The sequence below is a fragment of the Desulfopila sp. IMCC35008 genome, from assembly GCF_010646885.2.
Classification (GTDB): domain Bacteria; phylum Desulfobacterota; class Desulfobulbia; order Desulfobulbales; family Desulfocapsaceae; genus Desulfopila.
This window is the reverse complement of the sequence record NZ_CP050700.1, coordinates 4,792,826-4,810,742: the sequence shown is the minus strand read 5'-3', so window position 1 is coordinate 4,810,742 and position 17,917 is coordinate 4,792,826. Positions and strand designations below refer to the sequence as shown.

Below are 17,917 nucleotides of genomic sequence, written 5' to 3'. Positions count from 1 at the left end.
TACAGAATGTATTGTGGAAAGCACTGGCTTGAATACTTTTGTTTCCTGAGGATAAAATTATGAACCATCAACCCCGCCGTTTTTCTCTTTTTCTGTGCTTTTTATTTTGTCTCTTACTGCTGGCCGGGTGTGCCTCGAATCGTCTGGTCTCTTCATGGTCCGATCCTGCGGCAGGTACTGTCCAGGGGGATGTCCTGGTGGTCGCTGTCACCCATCAGGATACCGTCAGAAGGCTGTTTGAGGATTCGTATGTCACCCTGCTGCAAGGCGAAGGTTTGACAGCTGTTCCCGGATATACCGTGACTGAAGGTGGGAAGCCGGTAAGCTATGACGATGTTATCGCCGCCATAGGACTAACCGGTTCGAAAGCCCTGCTGGTGACCCGCTTGTCGGATGTCTCGGTAAAAACTTTCGAGCAGCTGGCGACAGGACGCAAATATGACACCCTGGATGTCCTTGAGGCGGATCCGATCTTTTTTAATCCTGTACTGAAACAGTCAACCACAAACACAACCAGGATGAAACTGGTTTCCTGGTTGTATGATGTGCAATCCGGAAAGCTTCTCTGGTCTGCCGTGACAGAATCGAAAGACCCTGTCATGACACGAGACTACATTAATAAGCTTGTCAGGATGATTGTTGCAGATATGAAGAAAAAGCAGCTCATGTAAAGTAACTCTCCACCACCTTCTGTGCTCTCAGGAGGTGGTCTCTTTGTTTTCAGGCGTTGTTCTCTGCTGGTATCGGTATTTCCTTTGAATTAACTTCTATTGGCCAGTTCGGTTGTGATACAATGTAACATTGGTTCTTCCCGGTATGCTATATTGCGTGTGGTGACAGGCTGTGTGCCTTCAAGGTGGATGGGTATGCAGAAAGATCAGTGTAACATTACAGACGGAGGGGATATGAAACGAAACAGGTTTATTGTGCCGTTGCTGATGGTACTGCTGTTCTCCGTGCCATTACAACTGTCGGCAGAGGAGAAGATGGCCGATTCCATTGATGAGCTGTTGACCATGTTCGATGAGTCCAGCTGTATGGAGTGTCATGAAGAGATCCACGCCCAGTGGGCCGATTCCTGGCACGCTAAATCAGTCGTTTCCTCATTGAAGGGGATGCACAACTTTATCGAAATCGGGCTGAAAAAAGAGTGGGAGACCCCCCTTACAAAAGGGCAGGTCTTGAAGTGTCTTGATTGCCATGCCCCGGTTGTCAACTATGCCTCGGAAAAACTTGCGGTTGAGATCGGTGAGATGATCGTTACAGCCTTCAAGGAGAAGGGGACGGCAGAGGGTGAGGCGGCCCAAGAGGAGCTTGGTAAGCTGAAGATTGGCTGTATAAGTTGTCACAACCTGAAGGCTGGTACGGTTGCTGATGGGTTCAATGGTCCTCCGGAAAAAGGCATGATGTATGGGCCAAACGGCGAAGATGCCGGGGATGCCCACGAGACACTGGAGCTGGCCGATATTACCCGGTCATCATTTTGCATGCAGTGTCATGGAATTTATAATGCACCTGACGGAGAGATGATTCAGTGTAATACCCTGTCAGGAAGCTACCAGAACAGCTATGTCGCCCAGGGCGGTGCGAAAACCTGTCAGGAGTGTCACATGAAAAAGGGGCATCTCTTCCCGGGCGGGCATGATCTTGAGACCGTGAAAGAAGGGCTTGGCTTTAACGTGGAAATTTCCGGTTATGGTCACTTGCCAGGCCAGCTTGAAGGCAAGAAAGATCCTTCAAAATGGGTACCCAGTGCTGTGGTAACTGCCTTTATTGAAAACAAGACGGGTCACCGTGTGCCGGATGGCTGACTGTGGTCAGGCAAAGTGGTCCTGGAAGTGACCGCCATTAATCCGGACGAGAAGGATGCTGAGAAACAAGTGCTTTTTACCACCAGGAAAAACTACTGGGAGATCGGTAAGGATCTCCAGCAGAGGATGCGCTATGGGGCCTGGCAGATCAAGGAGATCGTCGATCTGACCCTGCAGCCCTTGCAGACCCGGAAGGAACAGTACCTGATTCACTTTGATACCGATGTGGAGAAGGTGGAGATTGAGGCCACCCTCTCCTACTTTATCAGCGGCGGCAAGGGGGATGTGGTGTATTCGACCACAAAAATGCTCGAATACGAACTTGACTAGATTGAAGCGGCAACCGGGGTTGTCTTCCGGTCGCATGTATATCATGCGACCGGATGCACCCTCTTATTGGTGACCATAGGCTTTTGCGGGGACCGGTACCTGCTTGCCGTCGACCGGTGTTTGCCAGAACAGTTTCAGGGCTGCGGTGCCTTTACGCTGGAAATATTCCAGCTTCATTTTGTACCATCCTTCCTGGTCGATGGTGACATAGCCGACATTGGACATCCTGTCCGCATGCTGCTCCGGATCACTGATAACCAGCTTATCGTCTATGTAGAGGAATACCCCGTCATTGGAGAGGGCCTGCATTTCATAGACGCCTGTTGCATCAAAACGTATGAAACCCGTAAGGCGCATGCCCACACCCCGGTTGTAACCACTGTCGAACACCACCTTTTTGTCAAATTGATGATTGATCTGCAGGATCGGTTTACCCGGTTTGCCCGGCTCGCTCTCGGGCGGCAGGTGTCTGAGGTGCCGTTTAAAGAAGTCGAGATAATAAGTGGCGGCAAGTCCCGGCTGTAGTGTTGAACTGTCAACCGGTGCAGGAGTAAGCTCTTTTACGTAGACGGGAGCAAATTCAACAGGTGCCGAGAAGCCGGTTTTGGGCGACTGCTGGGTTGAACAACCCGCCAATAGCAGGGCGAACAGTATGGAAAGAAGAGTGTATGTATGTTTCATTCGGGGTTGCATGATGGCTCCTCAATAAGGGGAATAAGCTTTTCTTTCAAGCTTGCAGTAAATCTGGCGTCCTGTGAAGTCACCTTCATTGATGTAGGAAGCGGAGTAGTAATCATAACGTGTGTATCATAATAGTATACACGTGAAGAAAAAATGGGCAATTTCGTTTCCTGTTCTGTTGTTTCTTTTTTGGATTACGTGCTAGTATGTCCCTTTTGAAATGGGTTTGAGCAAGTCGCACTGAAGCAGTGCATTAAGACAATGGAGCGTGAGTGAAGTGAGCCATCAGGCAATTACGGTAAAATTTATGTCACGGGGGTTGCCGAAAGGGCGCGAACCCCACCTCTTCCTGCGTCAATTTCCCGGTTTACAGCCGAAGTGGGGGAATTGTCGTTTTGTCTTTGATGTGGATTGCCGTGATTACGACTGGCTTGTGGTGTACCACGATATTCCCAAAGACGGAAAATTCAGGGTTCAGCAACATCTGGATTGTCCGCGTCAGAAAACCATGCTGATCACCACGGAGCCTTCAACGGTTACCGTATACGGTTCTGATTACCTTCGTCAGTTCGGCACCATTGTTACCTTCCAGGAGCCGTGGGCAATGCCGCACCGAAATGTGGTGTTCAGGCCCCCGGGCCTGGTCTGGTATTACGGTTATGATTTCGAGCGGGCCTTGTACCGCAGCTATGACGAGATTGCGGCCGAATCTATCGAGAAAACTGATGATATTTCTACAGTTTGCTCAAGCAAGAAGGGCCGTATGACGCTTCATTCGCAACGGGTCGGTTTTACCATGCAATTAAAAGAAGATCTGCCGGAGATGGCGGTTTTCGGGCGTGGCGTACGTGAAATGGTGGATAAGGCAGAGTCGCTGCAACCCTATCGTTATCACGTGATCGTAGAAAACCATGTTGCACCGCATCACATAACCGAAAAACTTCCCGATGCCTTCCTTGGCTATACCCTGCCTTTTTATCATGGAGCACCGAACGCCGCGGATTATTATCCGAAAGAGAGCTTCGTGCCGATCGACATTAACGATTATGATGCAACTCTTGATATAATACGAAGTATACGGGCCAATAACGAATTTGAGGATCGCTTGCCGTACATTAAGGAAGCACGTCGACGCGTACTTGAAGAACATAATCTGTTTGCTGTTATTGACCGGGAGATAACCAGGCAGGATGAATTACTTCCGGCTGCGGCAGCAGGAGGAGTTGTCCTGAACCGCAGGACAATGCGCCTGGTCCGGCCGTTAGCCGGGCTGCGCAACGTTGCCGAACGAATTTATGTGAAAGGGCGTCATCTGTTACAGTGAACAGGACAGGAGAGTTCCATGACACAAATTAAAGCTGCGATACTCGGGTTCGGTCTTTCGGGTGCCATTTTCCATGCACCTTTTCTGGAAGCCGCAGACCGGTTTGAACTGGCTGTTATCCTGCAGAGAAAGGGGGAGAGTGCAGCCAGGGCCTACCCCCGGGCGCGGATTGCCGGAAACCTTGAGTCGGTGCTTGGCGATAAATCCATAGAACTGGTTGTTGTCGGGACCCCGAATGCACTGCATTTTGAGATGGCACGTCAGGCATTGCTGGCAGGAAAACATGTGATTGTCGATAAACCTTTTACCCCGACAGTTGCGGAGGCCCAAGAGTTGATTGGCCTCGCCCGGAAAAAGGGTCTGCACCTTTTTGTCTTTCATAACAGGCGGTGGGACGGTGACTTCATGACCCTCCGGATGATAATTGAAGAAGGTAAACTGGGAGAGATTGTCAGCTACGATGCATCGTATGATCGCTATGCACCTTCCCTGAACAGCAAGCCTTGGAAGGAAACTGCGGGACCGGGCATCTCGATCCTGCATGATCTCGGGACCCATATCATCGACCAGGCTGTATGCCTGTTTGGCAGGCCGGAGGCCGTTACCGGGCATCTGGTGACTCAACGCGAGGGCAGTTCCGTTAGTGATGGTTTTACGGTGCGACTCCACTATTCGGGATTGCACGCCACACTCCGGTCATCGCTTCTGGTCCTGGAAGAGGGACCGCGATACGTAATCCATGGACGCAACGGGTCGTTTGTGAAATATGGAGTAGACCCGCAAGAAGACGATATGCAGGCGGGGTGCCGCCCGCTTGATTCGGGTTGGGGGGAGGATGCAGAAGAGAAATGGGGAGTGCTGCACACCCGTGTTAATTCGGTGAGTAAGCGTGAGACGGTCCCGACCCTGCCCGGCAACTATATGCATTTTTACGATAACGTTGCTGCGGTAATCCGTGATGGTGCCCCAATAGCCATGACCGCTGAAGAGGCTCTCGTGACCGTTCGGATTATTGAAGCGGTACAGGAGAGCCACCGGGAAGGCAGAACGATTAAAATATAACCGTCTTGGAGAGTTTACCTCCAGGCTTCCCTGTCAACCTTGGCCAGGAAGACCTTGGTGCAGATCTCTACGTTGCGCGGTGTGTCGCCCGCCTGAATCCGCAGGAGGCCTTCGCGGATAATTATTTTTTTCAGTAACTCCCGTCCGTTGGATTCATTATAATAAATGTCAGAATCGAGGACGTCACGTACGTTATCTGCTTCCACTCTGTCGATAATCAGCTGCAGACCAAGATTCAGGAACGGATCCTCAAGATTTGATAATTCATTTTCAAGGGTCAGTAATCCCGATTTGGTCGCGACTTCTGCGAGTTCCTTGAGTTTCCTGACAATGGGGATTAGTGTTGCCTGATCTTCCTTGCTGCAGGCAGATTTTGCTGCCAGTGACAGGTCGCGTATCATTGTTTCTCCATGATATTGTTGTTATTTAGAATAGTCGAAGCTGATAGATCTGTGTTGGTAGAAGCGTCAGTTTCCCATATCGGCAGTAAAAATACCAGAAAAAGTGTTGAGGATCCTGAATCCTTCAGCCATTTGACCCAAGTTTTAACTGATGGGTCTTTGCAAATCATATCAATAGTGATGGGAGTGGAGCCATGTATTGTCCGAAATGCAAGGGTGTTGAACTGAGGCAAAATGATGAGAATTTACCTTTTACATGTCCCAAATGCGGCGGGTTGTGGCTTGAATCGCACGCTTTACCCAGGATGCAGGAGTTGGCAGACTTTTCTTCGGGAGGTCATCAAAACCCTGACCATGATCATAAAACCGGGCTTTGCCCTGGTGGACACGGGGTTCTGACTCGCACAAAAATTGAAGTGGAGCAGCCCTTTTACCTGGAAAAATGTGTTCAGTGTAATGGTATCTGGTTTGACAAAGGGGAGTGGCAGAAAGTATCAGAAAGCCAATTTGAAACCAACCTGCTGCAATTGTGGTCACGAGCATGGCAACGAGAGAAGCGCCGGGAGCATCAGGAGCAGGAGATTACCAGGTTGGATAAAGAGGCTCTGGGTGAAGAGCTGTATTATGAAATAATACAGCTGGCCGGGAAAATCAGTGCCCATCCCTGTAGATCCCGCGCAGTCGGGTTGTTTCAGGAGGAGCTGGCTAAAATGATGTCCCAGGTCCGCCGCCCAACCCATGCCGTGTAAGGATGACTCTTATTCCAGGAATTCGATCTGGAAGTTCTCTTCCCCTTCCTCATGGCTCAACCGAAAGAGTCCCTGCTCACTGATGACCAGGTTGAGTGGTGAAGCTGCGCGGGCAAGGCGTCCGATCAGTTCGGTTCGGGCCTGAGGGTTGGATTCGGTATTGAATCGTACGCCGACATCCTCGCCTTGTTCTCCCATCTGCAAAAGGAACGCATTGTGCTGTATAAAGACAAGGTCCTCATACACGTAGGTGACTTCAAGACCGATGGTATCGATCATCTCCTTGATAAGGCCAAGTGGTCTGTAGGGTATTGTCATGGTATTGCCGGTTGGTGTTATTCGTCGATAAGAAAGGGGGTGAGCAGGGCCTGTACCTCCTGCCCGGTATCGATGATTTTCCGGATCTCCTCTTTGGTAGGAATGGTGCACTGGTATTGATCCATATCACAGATTTCCTGGAAGGAGCCGAGGAACTCAAGCTTTTGCTCCAACTCTGCCGGCATGACCTTGAGATGGCGCTTCAGGGCTGCTGCCAGGTCGATCATGGTATGGTTCTCTGCCAGGTCCCCGTTTCTCATGAGAAAGGCCATGATGAATTTTTCAATGGCCATCGCTGTGATGTTATACAGGGACTCCTCGCTAAAAGCTTTTTTGCCTTTTTCAAAAGCGGAGGCTGCTGTCTTCAGAAATTTCTCACCGTCGTGCAGGTAGTCCTGCCAGTCGTCGATGGGGATGATGTTTTCTCTTGGCTGTATCTGGAGAGGGGGTATCATGGCATCAGTTTACAATAAGGTTTTCAGGCAGATAAGTTTGGTTGTGCCCCAATGGCGGCGCTGGTAGAAATCAAGAGCCTTTTTGTTGGTCTCGTCCGCCAGGAGTTGCATTCGTTTACACCCCTGGTTGCGTGCCCATCCGGCAAGGTTGTTGAGCAGGGCCGTGCCGATTCCCATGCCCTGTTCTTGAGCGTTAACAACCACGTCTTCGACCAATAAGGATTTCCCTCCCATGGCGGTTGAGACGTTTTGCTGGCCGCTGCACATGGCAATGACACGGTTCTCACGCACCGCCACAAGGACCCGGCTATTATCATCTTCAATCAGTATCTCCAGTCCCTTGTGGCAATGTTCCGGAATGAAATGAAAGTCGTCTTCATGGCTGAAGAGATACTGGAGCAGCCGGATCATCTCGTCGATGTCGCCCTTCCGGGCGACTCGTATAGAAAAATCGTTAGCTGACACTTGTTTATGAGAGCAGGTAGTCTGCGGCTGGCTCTCCATCTTCCAACCCGTCAAGTATGGCATCGATGGCTTCTTCGCTGTCTACGCCCTTGAACCACAAGTTTTCCGGCTGGATCACCATAACGGGGCCTTGTTCACATTGCTTGAGACAGCCGGTAGCTACAACCTGCATGTCCAGCCCGCGATCAAGGATCTCCTCTTCAATATATTGCAGAAAACCATCGGTCTGCTTGTGACAAATGCCTTTAGGATCTCCTTTCAGCCTGAAACTCTGACAAACGAGTATCTGTTTTTCTGGTGTTGCCATGTGCTTTTCCTCTTATTTAAACTGATGGCTGCTTTTGTTTACCGCAACCTTTTCCTTTTTTTCCACCACCGTAGAGTGCGTCTACGGTGCCTTCAATGTTATCATTGCTGATGATGACCTGAATATTGTGGTCACTCAGTATTTTCTTCGGTCTCTCGCCAGCGCTGGCAGTGAGCAGGGCGAAACAGTCCTGTATACGACTGGCGAGCAGGTCCCATCGCTCGCTCCCGGTACCCGGTTCCGGTGCCGGTCGACATTCCAGCAGACAGGCGAGGCCGTCTTCTCTTGGCCCATACACCAGTATCTGTGGAGCCTGACCGAGATGCAGGTCAATGTCCATTCCATTGGTGCTGACCACCGCCACATTCGGCCTGGCACTGCTCGGTTTAGGCATGGTATTGATGCCCCCTGAGGCAAGTGGTCCGATGGCAATGGGCCGTCCTTTGGTGGTTGGCAAAATGGTGTTCATTGATGCAACCAGTTTGTCCAGCTGTTCATTTTCCGGTGCAGGCAGAACGATATCTGCGCCTTCTTCCGGGCTATAAGGGTTGAGGACGATTTCGTCAGCTCCCAGTTCGGCCGCCCTTTTGGCGAGAATGACAAGGTGGTCGTCGTTAACAGTCGGGTAGAGGGTGGTGATAAGGCGAACTCGCAATCCGGCATCCTTAAAAGCCTGGATAGCCTTCATTTGTTCGCTGTGAAGAACCGCAACTCCTTCAGCGAGCTGCAGAGTCTTGAAACCGGGACGAACCCAGGCGTAAATCTTCTCCTGGATTGAGGTGTCCACACCATTAAGGATAAGTTCGATTTCCTTAATGCCAGCCTTCTGTAGCTTGTCTGTGTGTTTTAACCCATTGACCCCTAAAGTGCGTACGATGATGCCAAGTTCTGGGAAGCGTGCCTGTAACAGTTGAACCGTTTCAAGCGTTGAATCTATATCGGCGAGCGGGTCACCGGGGCCGTAAAGCAGGACAGTGTCGGTGGTGGAGCCGTGTGTGACAAGTTCTTCCACTTTTCTGACAGCCTCTGCCGGGAAAATATGCTGTTCTTTCTTTTCCGTCAGTGGTGCAAACCTGATTCGGTGGTTGACCCGGGGAGCGATCGGCAACCGGATCATGCCAGGATGATGGTCAGGGCCAATACAGCTGGTTTGGGTAGTGTTGCTGGATGTCTCCATATTGTTTTCGCTCCAGTCGATATTCAGAAAAACCCGGAATGGTAGCCGGGTTGCGGTCATGCCCTCTAGGATCTTGCGGGATGGCGGCAACCCGGATGTTTTACGATGCGGGTTTAGAAAACGAGTTCAAACTTCTCTTCCGGGTTATCCCGGTCAAGCCGATCAAGCAGGGCTGAGAGAATTTTCTCCAGCATTCTGAGTCCGCCCCTGTAACCGGTGGTTGAGAAATACTGGTGTCCCTGCCTGTCAAGAATCGGGAAGCCCCAGCGGATAAAGGGGATGTCTTCGTCACGGGCGATATACTTGCCGTAGCTGTTGCCGATCAACAGGTCTACCGGCTCGTTCTTGATCCACTGGTGCAGCAGGAACATGTCTCCCTTGGCTTTGACATTCACTTCGTAGGGTACGTCCGCTGTGATCTCCTTAATGCGTTTCTCAAATTTCTTACCAGGTGTTCCCGTGATAATATGCACAGGGCACATGTCAATGGAGACCAGGAATTCCGTCATGGCAATAAGCTGGTCAGGGTCACCGTAGATAGCTACTTTCTTGTGGTAGAAATATTGGTGCATGTCGGAGATGAGGTCGACAAGCTGGCCTCTCTCCAGGGACAGTTCATCGGAAACGGAGGTTCCTGCAACATGGCGCAGGGCATCAATAAATCTGTCCGTTGCCTGCAGGCCGAATGGCATGTCAAGGATGGAGCATGGTACCTTGCATTTGGTATCCAGCAAGCGGGCTGCATCTGCCGAACACCATTCACCGAGGGCCAGTGTGCCTATGGCATCACCACTGGCTTTGATATCGTCGATGGAGGTGCCGGCGTCCGGAAACATCTTGTATTCGCCGGTCAGGGGTCCGTTCAGGACACCCGAGGTGTCAGGGTACATGGTGATATTAACCCCCATCATGGCAGCGATGCGTTTAATCTCCTCCATATCCGAAGGCTCTACCCAGCCAGGGATGATGTTGACCTTGCCATTCTTGGTGCCGGTCTTTTCCGCCAGGGCAGCCATCGCCTTCACCATGTTGGAAAAACCGGTAACGTGGGAGCCTACATAGCTTGGAGTATTGGCACCGAGAACGGTTTTTCCCTCCGGTACTTTCTTGTCCTTTATCGCCTTGTCAAAGATCTGAGGCAGGTCATCGCCAATGGTCTCAGACAGGCAGGTGGTATGTACTGCTATTACCTCCGGCTCGTAGACCGTGAAGATGTTGTTAATGGCCTGGAGCAGGTTGGCCTGCCCGCCGAAAACGGAGGCTCCCTCTGTAAATGAACTGGTAGCTGCTGAAACCGGTTCCTTGTAATGCCGGGTAAGGGCGGATCTGTGGTAGGCACAACACCCCTGGGAACCATGGCTGTGAGGCAGACATCCTTTGATACCGAGGGCGGCGTACATGGCCCCGATCGGCTGGCAGGTCTTTGCCGGGTTGATCATCAGAGCTTTTCGCTCTGTTATTTCTGTTGGTGTATGTTTTAATAACATTTCGATACCTTTTGCGCAGAGTTAACTTATTCCCAGACGTAGGTTGCTGAAAGTTCAGGATTTTCCTGCCACGGTGCTTTCATGTAGCTCCACACCTTGCTATTGACCAGCCTGTCGATCTCTTGATAAAAATTGATGGCGCCCTGGAAACCTGCATAAGGGCCACCTGAGTCGTAACTGTGAAGCTGTTTCATCGGTACACCCAATTTCTGGATGGAAAACTTCTCCTTGATGCCGGCACAGAACAGGTCCGGTTTCATCAGTTCTACAAGTTTTTCCGCTTCGTACTGGTTAAGGTCGTCGATGATCAGGGTGTCCTTTTCCATCTGTGGGATCAGGCCGTCATAGTCCTTGAACGGGAATCCTGCTTCTTCAAGGGCCTTCATCTCTTCAACCGTTTTTCGGGGCTTGTAAAGATCCGGATCTGCTGTGACATCTATTTCCTCAATGTTCCGACTATCCGCGTCAACTTTGAGGTTGGGAATGACGTGGCGTCCTTCGTAGTCGTCGCGATGAGCAAATTCATATCCTGCAGACAGGGTCTTCATGCCCAGTTCCTGGAAGAGGTCCTGGTAATGATGGGCGCGGGAGCCGCCGACAAACAGCATAGCGGTTTTGCCCTCTGTTCGTGGGAGGACATCCTTAATCGCCGTTTCGACAGCAGGCATTTCTTCTGCTATAACCTCTTCAACCTTGTCGATAAGTTCCTGATCGCCGAAATAACTGGCGATTTTGCGTAACGATTTTGCTGTAGATTCGGCACCAATGAAGTTTACTTTGATCCAGGGAATGCCGTATTTTGTTTCCAGCATGTCCGCAACATAGTTGATGGAGCGGTGGCACATTACACAACTGAGATCAGCCTGGTTGGCTGAGGCAAACTGATCGTAGGTGGAGTTTCCTGAAAAGGTTGCGATGTTGCTGATTCCGCATTTCTTGAGTATGCGGTCAATTTCAAAACCGTCACCACCTATATTATATTCGCCCAGCAGGTTAATTTTGTATTTCTGGGTTTTTTCGGTTCCATTACCTACAAGATGCGTGAAAACCTGGTTGTTGGCGATATGGTGACCTGCCGACTGGGAGACACCTTTATAGCCCTCACAGCTAAATGCAAAAACATTACAGTCACCGAATTTTTCTTTCATCTTCCTGGCGACGGCGTGAATATCGTCACCTATAAGGCCGACCGGACAGGTGGCAAAAACTGCGATTCCTTTGGGGTGAAACAGGTCGTACGCTTCCTGGATGGCCGTTTCAAGTTTTTTCTCTCCGCCGAAGATGATGTCGGAGTCCTGCATGTCGGTGGACATACAGTAGTTGATGAAGTTCTCGTTGTTTTCTCCCTGGCAATCGGACTGGTTACGTCGTGTGAGCCAGGCGTAGAAGCTGCAACCGATAGGGCCGTGAACCAGGTTGACGATATCGCTGGTCGGTCCCATGATAACGCCCTTGCAGCCTGCATACGTACAGCCACGCATGGTGATTATGCCCGGTATGGTACGAACGTTGGCGGTGATCTCCGGGGTCGTGTTTTCCTGTGCCTCATTGATAAGAATCTGCTTTGACCGTTTCCGGGCTATTTTCGGCGGATACTTCTCAAGTAGCTTTTCTTTTATGTCAGTGGGATCCCACTGCACAGTTTTCTGTGCTTTTCCCATGTGTAATTCTCCTCCGGGGGCAGGTTGTAGAGTGCGAGTACCTGTCCCGTGCAAAGTTGTGGTGTGTGATATCGGGTGGTTGTGGCCTGGCTATGAGATAGATTTGACGCCTGTTTCCGCGGTACGGATACGAACCGCATCTCCAACCGGCAGCACAAAAATCTTTCCATCTCCCGGTTTCCCCGTCCGGTTTGCCTTGATTATGGCTTCTACGACATCTTCCACCTGATCATCTTCCATGACGGCTGTGATCATTCTTTTTGGGTAGAGCTTTCCTTTTTCACCAAGCAATGCTGCTGCTTCTTCGTAGCCCTGCTGAGCACCTTCCAGCAGATCGGTGTTTACAAAGCCCAACCCTCTGCCCTGGGCCTCGTGGGCAAAATATGCTGCAACGCCGGCGTCTGAAAGAGCTGCTTTGGTACGGTTCATCATATTCATACGAACAACAGCTATAACTTCTTTCATGCCGCTACCTCCTCGGCTTCTTCCTTTATGCCGGAGCTGATAGTGTAGACATCCTCGACTTCTGTTACAAAAATCTTACCGTCACCAAAAGCCCCCTTGTTTCCTGAGCGGGCAGAATCCATTATTGTCTCAATAACAAAGTCTTTATCCTGCTCCTTCACAACGCTGAGCAGCATGGTCTTGGGGATCTCGTCATAGGTAACTTCGCCGATCTTGATGCCTCGTTGTTTGCCGCGACCGGCAACAGAATATTTCGTCACAGCAGGGAAGCCCGCATCCATCAGTGAGGCGAGGACGTCGTCTGCTTTTTCCGGTCTGACAATGGCCCGAATCATAATCATCATAGTAATTCTCCTGTTTCAATTTTCGATTACGCTTCCATCAGACCGTAGTCGAGGAGCAGTTGTTCAAGTTCTTCAATCTCAAGTGGTTTGGGAATGACAAACATCTCATTATCGTCGATGGCCTTGGCGAGGCCGCGATACTCATTTGCCTGCGGTACTTCGGGGTTCCACTCGATAACGGTCTTCCTGTTAATTTCTGCACGCTGTACATCATTATCTCTAGGGACGAAGTAGATCATCTGGGTTCCCAGCTTAACAGCAAGTTCCTCAATCATTTCTTTTTCGTTATCCACGTTTCTCGAGTTACAGATCAATCCCCCAAGTCGTACACCTCCTGACTGGGCAAACTTCATAATACCTTTACAGATATTGTTAGCCGCATACATGGCCATCATTTCACCGGAACAGACAATGTAGATTTCTTCTGCCTTGCCGTCACGAATCGGCATGGCGAAACCACCGCAGACAACATCGCCGAGTACATCGTAAAAAGCGTAATCGAGGCCTTCACTTTCCTCATAGGCTCCCAGTGACTCAAGCATATTGATAGAGGTGATAATGCCTCGTCCTGCACAGCCAACACCCGGTTCTGGACCACCTGACTCAACGGCCCAGGTACCGGCATAGGCCGCTTTACGGATATCGTCAAGTTCGACGTCTTCACCTTCTTCACGCAGGGTGTCGAGAACAGATTTCTGAGCCAGACCACCAAGTAACAGGCGGGTTGAGTCCGCCTTCGGGTCACAGCCGACGACCATAACCTTGCGTCCCATCTCTGCCAGACCTGCTACGGTGTTCTGGGTTGTAGTTGATTTGCCGATTCCGCCTTTTCCATAAATAGCTACTTTTCTCATGGTTGTTCTCCTTTGAGGTTGTTGTCGAGTTTGCGTTCAATTCAACAATGCCCATGCTCATAGTCTGATGGTTCATATCTGGTATGGGATGTGTAAGCAGACTACATGGTTTCATGTCCAGTGTTTGTTGACTCTATCGCAAGGCCTGTGCCAGTTGGATTAATTCAAAATAAAAGACATAAAAACAGTAACATGCGAGGGTCTTGATGTTTCTGTGAGGTATTGAGATGTGGCGTGGGGGAGGTGCGTTTGCTGTAGCGGGGCTACAAGAATGTAGGGGAGTGACAAGTATGGTGGTTTTTGAAGGGGATGGAAGAATCTTACATGCTTGTCGGTGTTTCGAAAAATATTACGATAATGTCATAAGTGAAAGTATTCAAAGAGCTCTTATTTTTCATATGACAAAACTATATGGCAGTGATTAGGTGTTTTAATAATTTGATAATACAGTATTAAATGTGTTTAGAGGTGAGGCTGCCAAGGTGGTGGAGCGAAAATTGCATATATAGAAGTGTGAGAGTTTTACAATAATTTCAGAAAAGAGAATGCAAATAAAGGGCTTGGTGGATTTTATGGAAAACGGAAGCGGAGTTGTTATGGGCAATCCGGCAACGACACAGGGTATTGAGCTTCTGGCGTTGCACCGGATTACCAAACTAATAGGGAAGGCTGTTGACCTGGATACGACGCTTGCCAGTGTGATGCAGGTGCTCAACGATACGATGCGTATGGAGAGGGCAACTCTGCTTTTGCTTGATAAGGAGACTCAGCGGCTGGCTATCAAGGCGAGTTGTGGGTTGACGGCCGCAGAGGAGTTGCGTGGCATATATAAACCAAATGAAGGGGTCTGCGGAAAGATTTTTCAGACACGTGCACCTTTTGTGGTGCCGGACATACATGATGAGCCCTTGTTCTTAAATCGAACGGGGGCCCGGCCGGCAATGAAAGGGAAATTGTCGTTTATAGGTGTGCCTGTAGTTGTTCGGGGGGAGCCGGTGGGTGTGCTTAGCGTGGACAGGCTTTTCGGGCTGGATGTCTCGTCTGAGGAGGATGTCCGGTTTCTGACCGTTCTGGCAACGCTCATCGCCCAGTTTATCACTCTGCATGAGGAGATAAAACGGAAAGAGGCAAAGCTGCAGGAGGAGAACAGGTCTCTGAAAGCTAAACTGCACAGTCTTCACGACGGTCACTTTATTGTTGGCCATTCAAAACCGATGCGCGAAGTATACTCAATTATCGAGAAGATCGCCCCCAGTTCGGTAACGGTTCTTTTGCTTGGGGAATCCGGTACGGGTAAAGAGCTGGTTGCTCGTGCGGTTCATGATTCCGGCGGTAAAAAGGAGCGTCCATTCGTAAAAGTAAACTGTGCAGCGTTACCTGAAACGTTGCTTGAGAGTGAACTCTTTGGTCATGAGAAGGGGGCTTTTACCGGAGCGCATGCGACGAGGCCTGGCAGGTTTGAGCTGGCTAACCATGGAACCATATTCCTTGATGAAATTGGAGAGATGCCTCTTTCGTTGCAGGCCAAGATGCTCAGGGTGTTGCAGGAGAAGCAGTTTGAGAGGCTTGGCGGGAGCCGGACCTTTGATGTCGACGTGCGCATAGTTGCGGCGACCAATGTTGGGTTGGAGCAGGCCGTTGCCGAAGGTAAATTCAGGGCGGATCTCTATTACAGGCTCAACGTCGTGCCGATTGTGCTGCCGCCTCTCCGGGAGCGGCAGGAAGATATCCCTCTTCTGCTTAATCACTTCCTGAGTATGAGCAATCAGCGGAATAGTAAGGCGTTGATGCTTACGTCTGAGTTGCTCGACTTTTTGCTCGACTACCCCTGGCCCGGCAACGTTCGTGAGATGCAGAATATGGTTGAGCGCATGGTGATTCTTGCTGAAGGTGACCGGTTGACCCTTGCTGATCTTACTCCTGGCGTATTGAGCTGGCGGAGTGCAGAGCAGGGGGATTTGCATATTTCCCGTGAAGATCCGCCCGCTCATTCGGTGGTGCGCCAAAAGGTCGTACCGCTGGCGCGTAAATCGCTGCAGGATATTGAGCGGGATGAAGTCGAGGCGGCCCTGCGTCGACACGGCTGGGTGCAGGTGCGGGCAGCCGAGGAGTTGGGGCTTACCCAGCGCCAGATTGGCTACCGGATTAAGAAGTACGGGTTGTCGCGTATTGATTCATATCGGTTGTAGTTTGTTCCGGCTGCTTGTCGGTTGAAGGAGGGCGGTGCTGTGTGCACCGCCTTTTTTTTTCTTGTTGCCCCTGTTCTTCAGCTCTCTGTCCGGGGCAGTGTCTATCGTTTCAACGGGCCGTCATAAAGCCATCCGTAAGGCGCTTCAGTGCAGCCATCCAGGCTTTGTGAACGGTGAAGCGGGTGGTCCTGTATCGCCGCCGAACAGGAGGTTGGGGTGGAAGGGGAGGGTTCTTGTGTGGCGAGTGGCACGCGCAAAATATTACAAAGATGTAATAAACCATGTAAAAAAATCCCAAATGTGTAATAAAAGTTCTTCAAGCTGTCTGTAGCTTCGTACTGGCTGTTGATTGCTTTACAGTTTGATAATATTAAATAAAAACACAATTAAAAAGGTCTGGCACAACTCTTGTAGTAAACAATACAAATTTGTTGTTTATCTATTCTGCTTTCGAGAGAGCAGGTACTAACCACAAGGAGGAATAGTTGTGAAAATGAAATTGAGAATGAAGAAAAGAACGTACTGGGGAGGGGCAGCATTTCTTGCTTCTCTCGCACTGGCCGGACCCGCCGTTGCTGAGGATGCCAGTGTCAGCGATACCCTGATCCATCTGGCGTATTCGATCGATACGTTTTATTTCCTGATGTCCGGCGCGCTGGTCATGTGGATGGCAGCCGGATTTGCCATGCTCGAGGCCGGTCTGGTTCGGAGTAAGAACACAGTTGAAATTTTAACCAAGAATGTAGCGCTCTACTCGATTGCCTGTATCATGTATATGATCGTTGGGTACAATATTATGTACGGTGACGGTAACGGCGTCATCCCGGGCCTGAAGCTGTTTCTCGGTGCCGATAACACCGTCGATGCGGTGTTAAAGAGTGGCGGTGATACCTATTATTCCGGTATGTCCGACTTCTTCTTCCAGGTTGTGTTTGTGGCAACCGCAATGTCTATCGTTTCCGGTGCTGTAGCCGAACGTATGAAGCTTTGGGCATTCCTCGCCTTTGCAGTTGTTATGACCGGCTTTATCTACCCGGTACAGGGATACTGGAAGTGGGGCGGAGGTTTTCTTGACGGTCTTGGTTTCCTGGATTTCGCAGGTTCCGGTGTGGTTCATCTCTGCGGTGCTTCCGCGGCCCTGGCAGGTGTACTGCTTCTGGGCGCCCGTAAAGGTAAATATGTAAATGGTAAAATCCACGCAATCCCAGGTGCGAACCTGCCGATGGCAACCCTCGGTACGTTTATTCTCTGGCTCGGTTGGTTCGGTTTCAACGGTGGCTCAGAGCTCAAGATCAGTAATATTGAAGAAGCAAATGCAGTATCCATGGTTTTCGTAAACACCAACACCGCAGCAGCTGGTGGTCTCGTCGCAGCACTGCTCTTCTCCAGGGCCTGGTTCGGAAAGGCTGATCTTACCATGGCGCTTAATGGTGCCCTCGCAGGTTTGGTAGCAATTACTGCTGAACCGCTTACCCCCACACCTCTTGTGGCAACCATCGTCGGTGCAATCGGTGGTCTGATAGTGGTCGCAGCCATTGTCTTTATCGACAAGGCCAAGATTGATGATCCTGTTGGTGCCATCTCTGTCCACGGTGTTGTCGGAATATGGGGACTAATCGCTGTGGCCTTCACCAATCCTGAAGGTTCCCTGTTTGCCCAGCTTATCGGTATCGGCGTGATCTTCGCCTGGGTATTTGGTACCAGCTTCGTTGTATGGCTTGCCTTGAAAGCCGTGATGGGAATCCGTGTCTCTGAAGAGGAAGAGCTTGAAGGTTGTGACATCAGCGAGTGCGGTCTTGATGCATATCCGGAATTTACCAAAGATTGATAAGAGGAC

Annotated in this window: 19 protein-coding genes; 7 read left to right on the top strand and 12 right to left on the bottom strand. The window is 50.4% G+C overall.

Annotation, left to right across the window (positions count from 1 at the left end; all coding sequences use genetic code 11):
• Nucleotides 1-59: 59 nt before the first annotated feature.
• Nucleotides 60-671 (top strand): hypothetical protein, encoded by a 612-nt coding sequence (locus GA520_RS20710; protein ID WP_163337486.1) that lies wholly within the window; start codon nt 60-62, stop codon nt 669-671.
• 267 nt (nt 672-938) lie between these two features.
• On the top strand, nt 939-2,141 hold the full coding sequence (gene extKL, locus GA520_RS20705; RefSeq protein ID WP_304511347.1) for a multiheme c-type cytochrome (seleno)protein ExtKL: 1,203 nt from the start codon (nt 939-941) through the stop codon (nt 2,139-2,141).
• Between the two features lie 63 nt (nt 2,142-2,204).
• On the opposite strand, the gene GA520_RS20700 is transcribed toward extKL, so the two are convergent.
• Complete coding sequence (locus GA520_RS20700; RefSeq protein ID WP_163337483.1) at nt 2,205-2,834, bottom strand: PA14 domain-containing protein; 630 nt, start codon at nt 2,832-2,834, stop codon at nt 2,205-2,207.
• A gap of 256 nt (nt 2,835-3,090) precedes the next feature.
• Here GA520_RS20700 and GA520_RS20695 point away from each other — a divergent pair, with 256 nt between their 5' ends.
• Both GA520_RS20695 and GA520_RS20690 read left to right on the top strand, forming a co-directional pair.
• A complete protein-coding gene (locus tag GA520_RS20695) occupies nt 3,091-4,146 on the top strand; it encodes a glycosyltransferase family 10 domain-containing protein (protein WP_163337482.1) in 1,056 nt (351 codons plus the stop codon).
• 18 nt (nt 4,147-4,164) lie between these two features.
• On the top strand, nt 4,165-5,208 hold the full coding sequence (locus GA520_RS20690) for a Gfo/Idh/MocA family oxidoreductase (RefSeq protein WP_163337481.1): 1,044 nt from the start codon (nt 4,165-4,167) through the stop codon (nt 5,206-5,208).
• 14 nt (nt 5,209-5,222) lie between these two features.
• Here the strand turns inward: GA520_RS20690 and GA520_RS20685 are convergent, their stop codons facing one another.
• Nucleotides 5,223-5,609: a hypothetical protein gene (locus GA520_RS20685; protein ID WP_163337480.1), complete on the bottom strand. Its 387-nt coding sequence runs from the start codon at nt 5,607-5,609 to the stop codon at nt 5,223-5,225.
• Nucleotides 5,610-5,803: 194 nt separating this feature from the next.
• Here GA520_RS20685 and GA520_RS20680 point away from each other — a divergent pair, with 194 nt between their 5' ends.
• Nucleotides 5,804-6,358 (top strand): zf-TFIIB domain-containing protein, encoded by a 555-nt coding sequence (locus GA520_RS20680; protein ID WP_163337594.1) that lies wholly within the window; start codon nt 5,804-5,806, stop codon nt 6,356-6,358.
• Nucleotides 6,359-6,367: 9 nt separating this feature from the next.
• On the opposite strand, the gene GA520_RS20675 is transcribed toward GA520_RS20680, so the two are convergent.
• From GA520_RS20675 to nifH, 10 genes are all read right to left on the bottom strand, one after another.
• Entirely contained in the window at nt 6,368-6,676 is a 309-nt protein-coding gene (locus GA520_RS20675) for a hypothetical protein (RefSeq protein WP_163337479.1), read from the bottom strand.
• Nucleotides 6,677-6,693: 17 nt separating this feature from the next.
• Nucleotides 6,694-7,131, bottom strand: coding sequence for a HEPN domain-containing protein (locus GA520_RS20670; RefSeq protein ID WP_163337478.1), 438 nt, complete (start codon nt 7,129-7,131; stop codon nt 6,694-6,696).
• Nucleotides 7,132-7,140: 9 nt separating this feature from the next.
• Complete coding sequence (locus GA520_RS20665) at nt 7,141-7,635, bottom strand: GNAT family N-acetyltransferase (RefSeq protein WP_163337477.1); 495 nt, start codon at nt 7,633-7,635, stop codon at nt 7,141-7,143.
• On the bottom strand, nt 7,601-7,903 hold the full coding sequence (locus tag GA520_RS20660; RefSeq protein WP_163337476.1) for a ferredoxin: 303 nt from the start codon (nt 7,901-7,903) through the stop codon (nt 7,601-7,603). Before GA520_RS20660 ends, GA520_RS20665 begins: the two co-directional genes overlap by 35 nt.
• 16 nt (nt 7,904-7,919) lie before the next feature.
• A complete protein-coding gene (locus GA520_RS20655) occupies nt 7,920-9,080 on the bottom strand; it encodes a NifB/NifX family molybdenum-iron cluster-binding protein (protein WP_163337475.1) in 1,161 nt (386 codons plus the stop codon).
• A 113-nt stretch (nt 9,081-9,193) separates the two neighbouring features.
• The gene (gene nifK, locus GA520_RS20650; protein ID WP_163337474.1) at nt 9,194-10,567 is read right to left on the bottom strand and encodes a nitrogenase molybdenum-iron protein subunit beta; all 1,374 of its coding nucleotides are present in this window, start codon (nt 10,565-10,567) and stop codon (nt 9,194-9,196) included.
• 26 nt (nt 10,568-10,593) lie between these two features.
• The gene (nifD, locus tag GA520_RS20645; protein ID WP_163337473.1) at nt 10,594-12,228 is read right to left on the bottom strand and encodes a nitrogenase molybdenum-iron protein alpha chain; all 1,635 of its coding nucleotides are present in this window, start codon (nt 12,226-12,228) and stop codon (nt 10,594-10,596) included.
• Between the two features lie 90 nt (nt 12,229-12,318).
• Nucleotides 12,319-12,693 (bottom strand): P-II family nitrogen regulator, encoded by a 375-nt coding sequence (locus tag GA520_RS20640; RefSeq protein ID WP_163337472.1) that lies wholly within the window; start codon nt 12,691-12,693, stop codon nt 12,319-12,321.
• On the bottom strand, nt 12,690-13,037 hold the full coding sequence (locus tag GA520_RS20635; protein WP_163337471.1) for a P-II family nitrogen regulator: 348 nt from the start codon (nt 13,035-13,037) through the stop codon (nt 12,690-12,692). Before GA520_RS20635 ends, GA520_RS20640 begins: the two co-directional genes overlap by 4 nt.
• 26 nt (nt 13,038-13,063) lie before the next feature.
• On the bottom strand, nt 13,064-13,891 hold the full coding sequence (gene nifH / locus GA520_RS20630; RefSeq protein WP_163337470.1) for a nitrogenase iron protein: 828 nt from the start codon (nt 13,889-13,891) through the stop codon (nt 13,064-13,066).
• Between the two features lie 572 nt (nt 13,892-14,463).
• Here nifH and nifA point away from each other — a divergent pair.
• Complete coding sequence (nifA, locus tag GA520_RS20625; RefSeq protein WP_240910113.1) at nt 14,464-16,080, top strand: nif-specific transcriptional activator NifA; 1,617 nt, start codon at nt 14,464-14,466, stop codon at nt 16,078-16,080.
• Nucleotides 16,081-16,723: 643 nt separating this feature from the next.
• Nucleotides 16,724-17,908 carry an ammonium transporter gene (locus GA520_RS20620; RefSeq protein ID WP_370362809.1) on the top strand — a complete coding sequence of 395 codons (1,185 nt, stop codon included), beginning with the start codon at nt 16,724-16,726 and terminating at the stop codon, nt 17,906-17,908.
• Nucleotides 17,909-17,917: the final 9 nt, after the last annotated feature.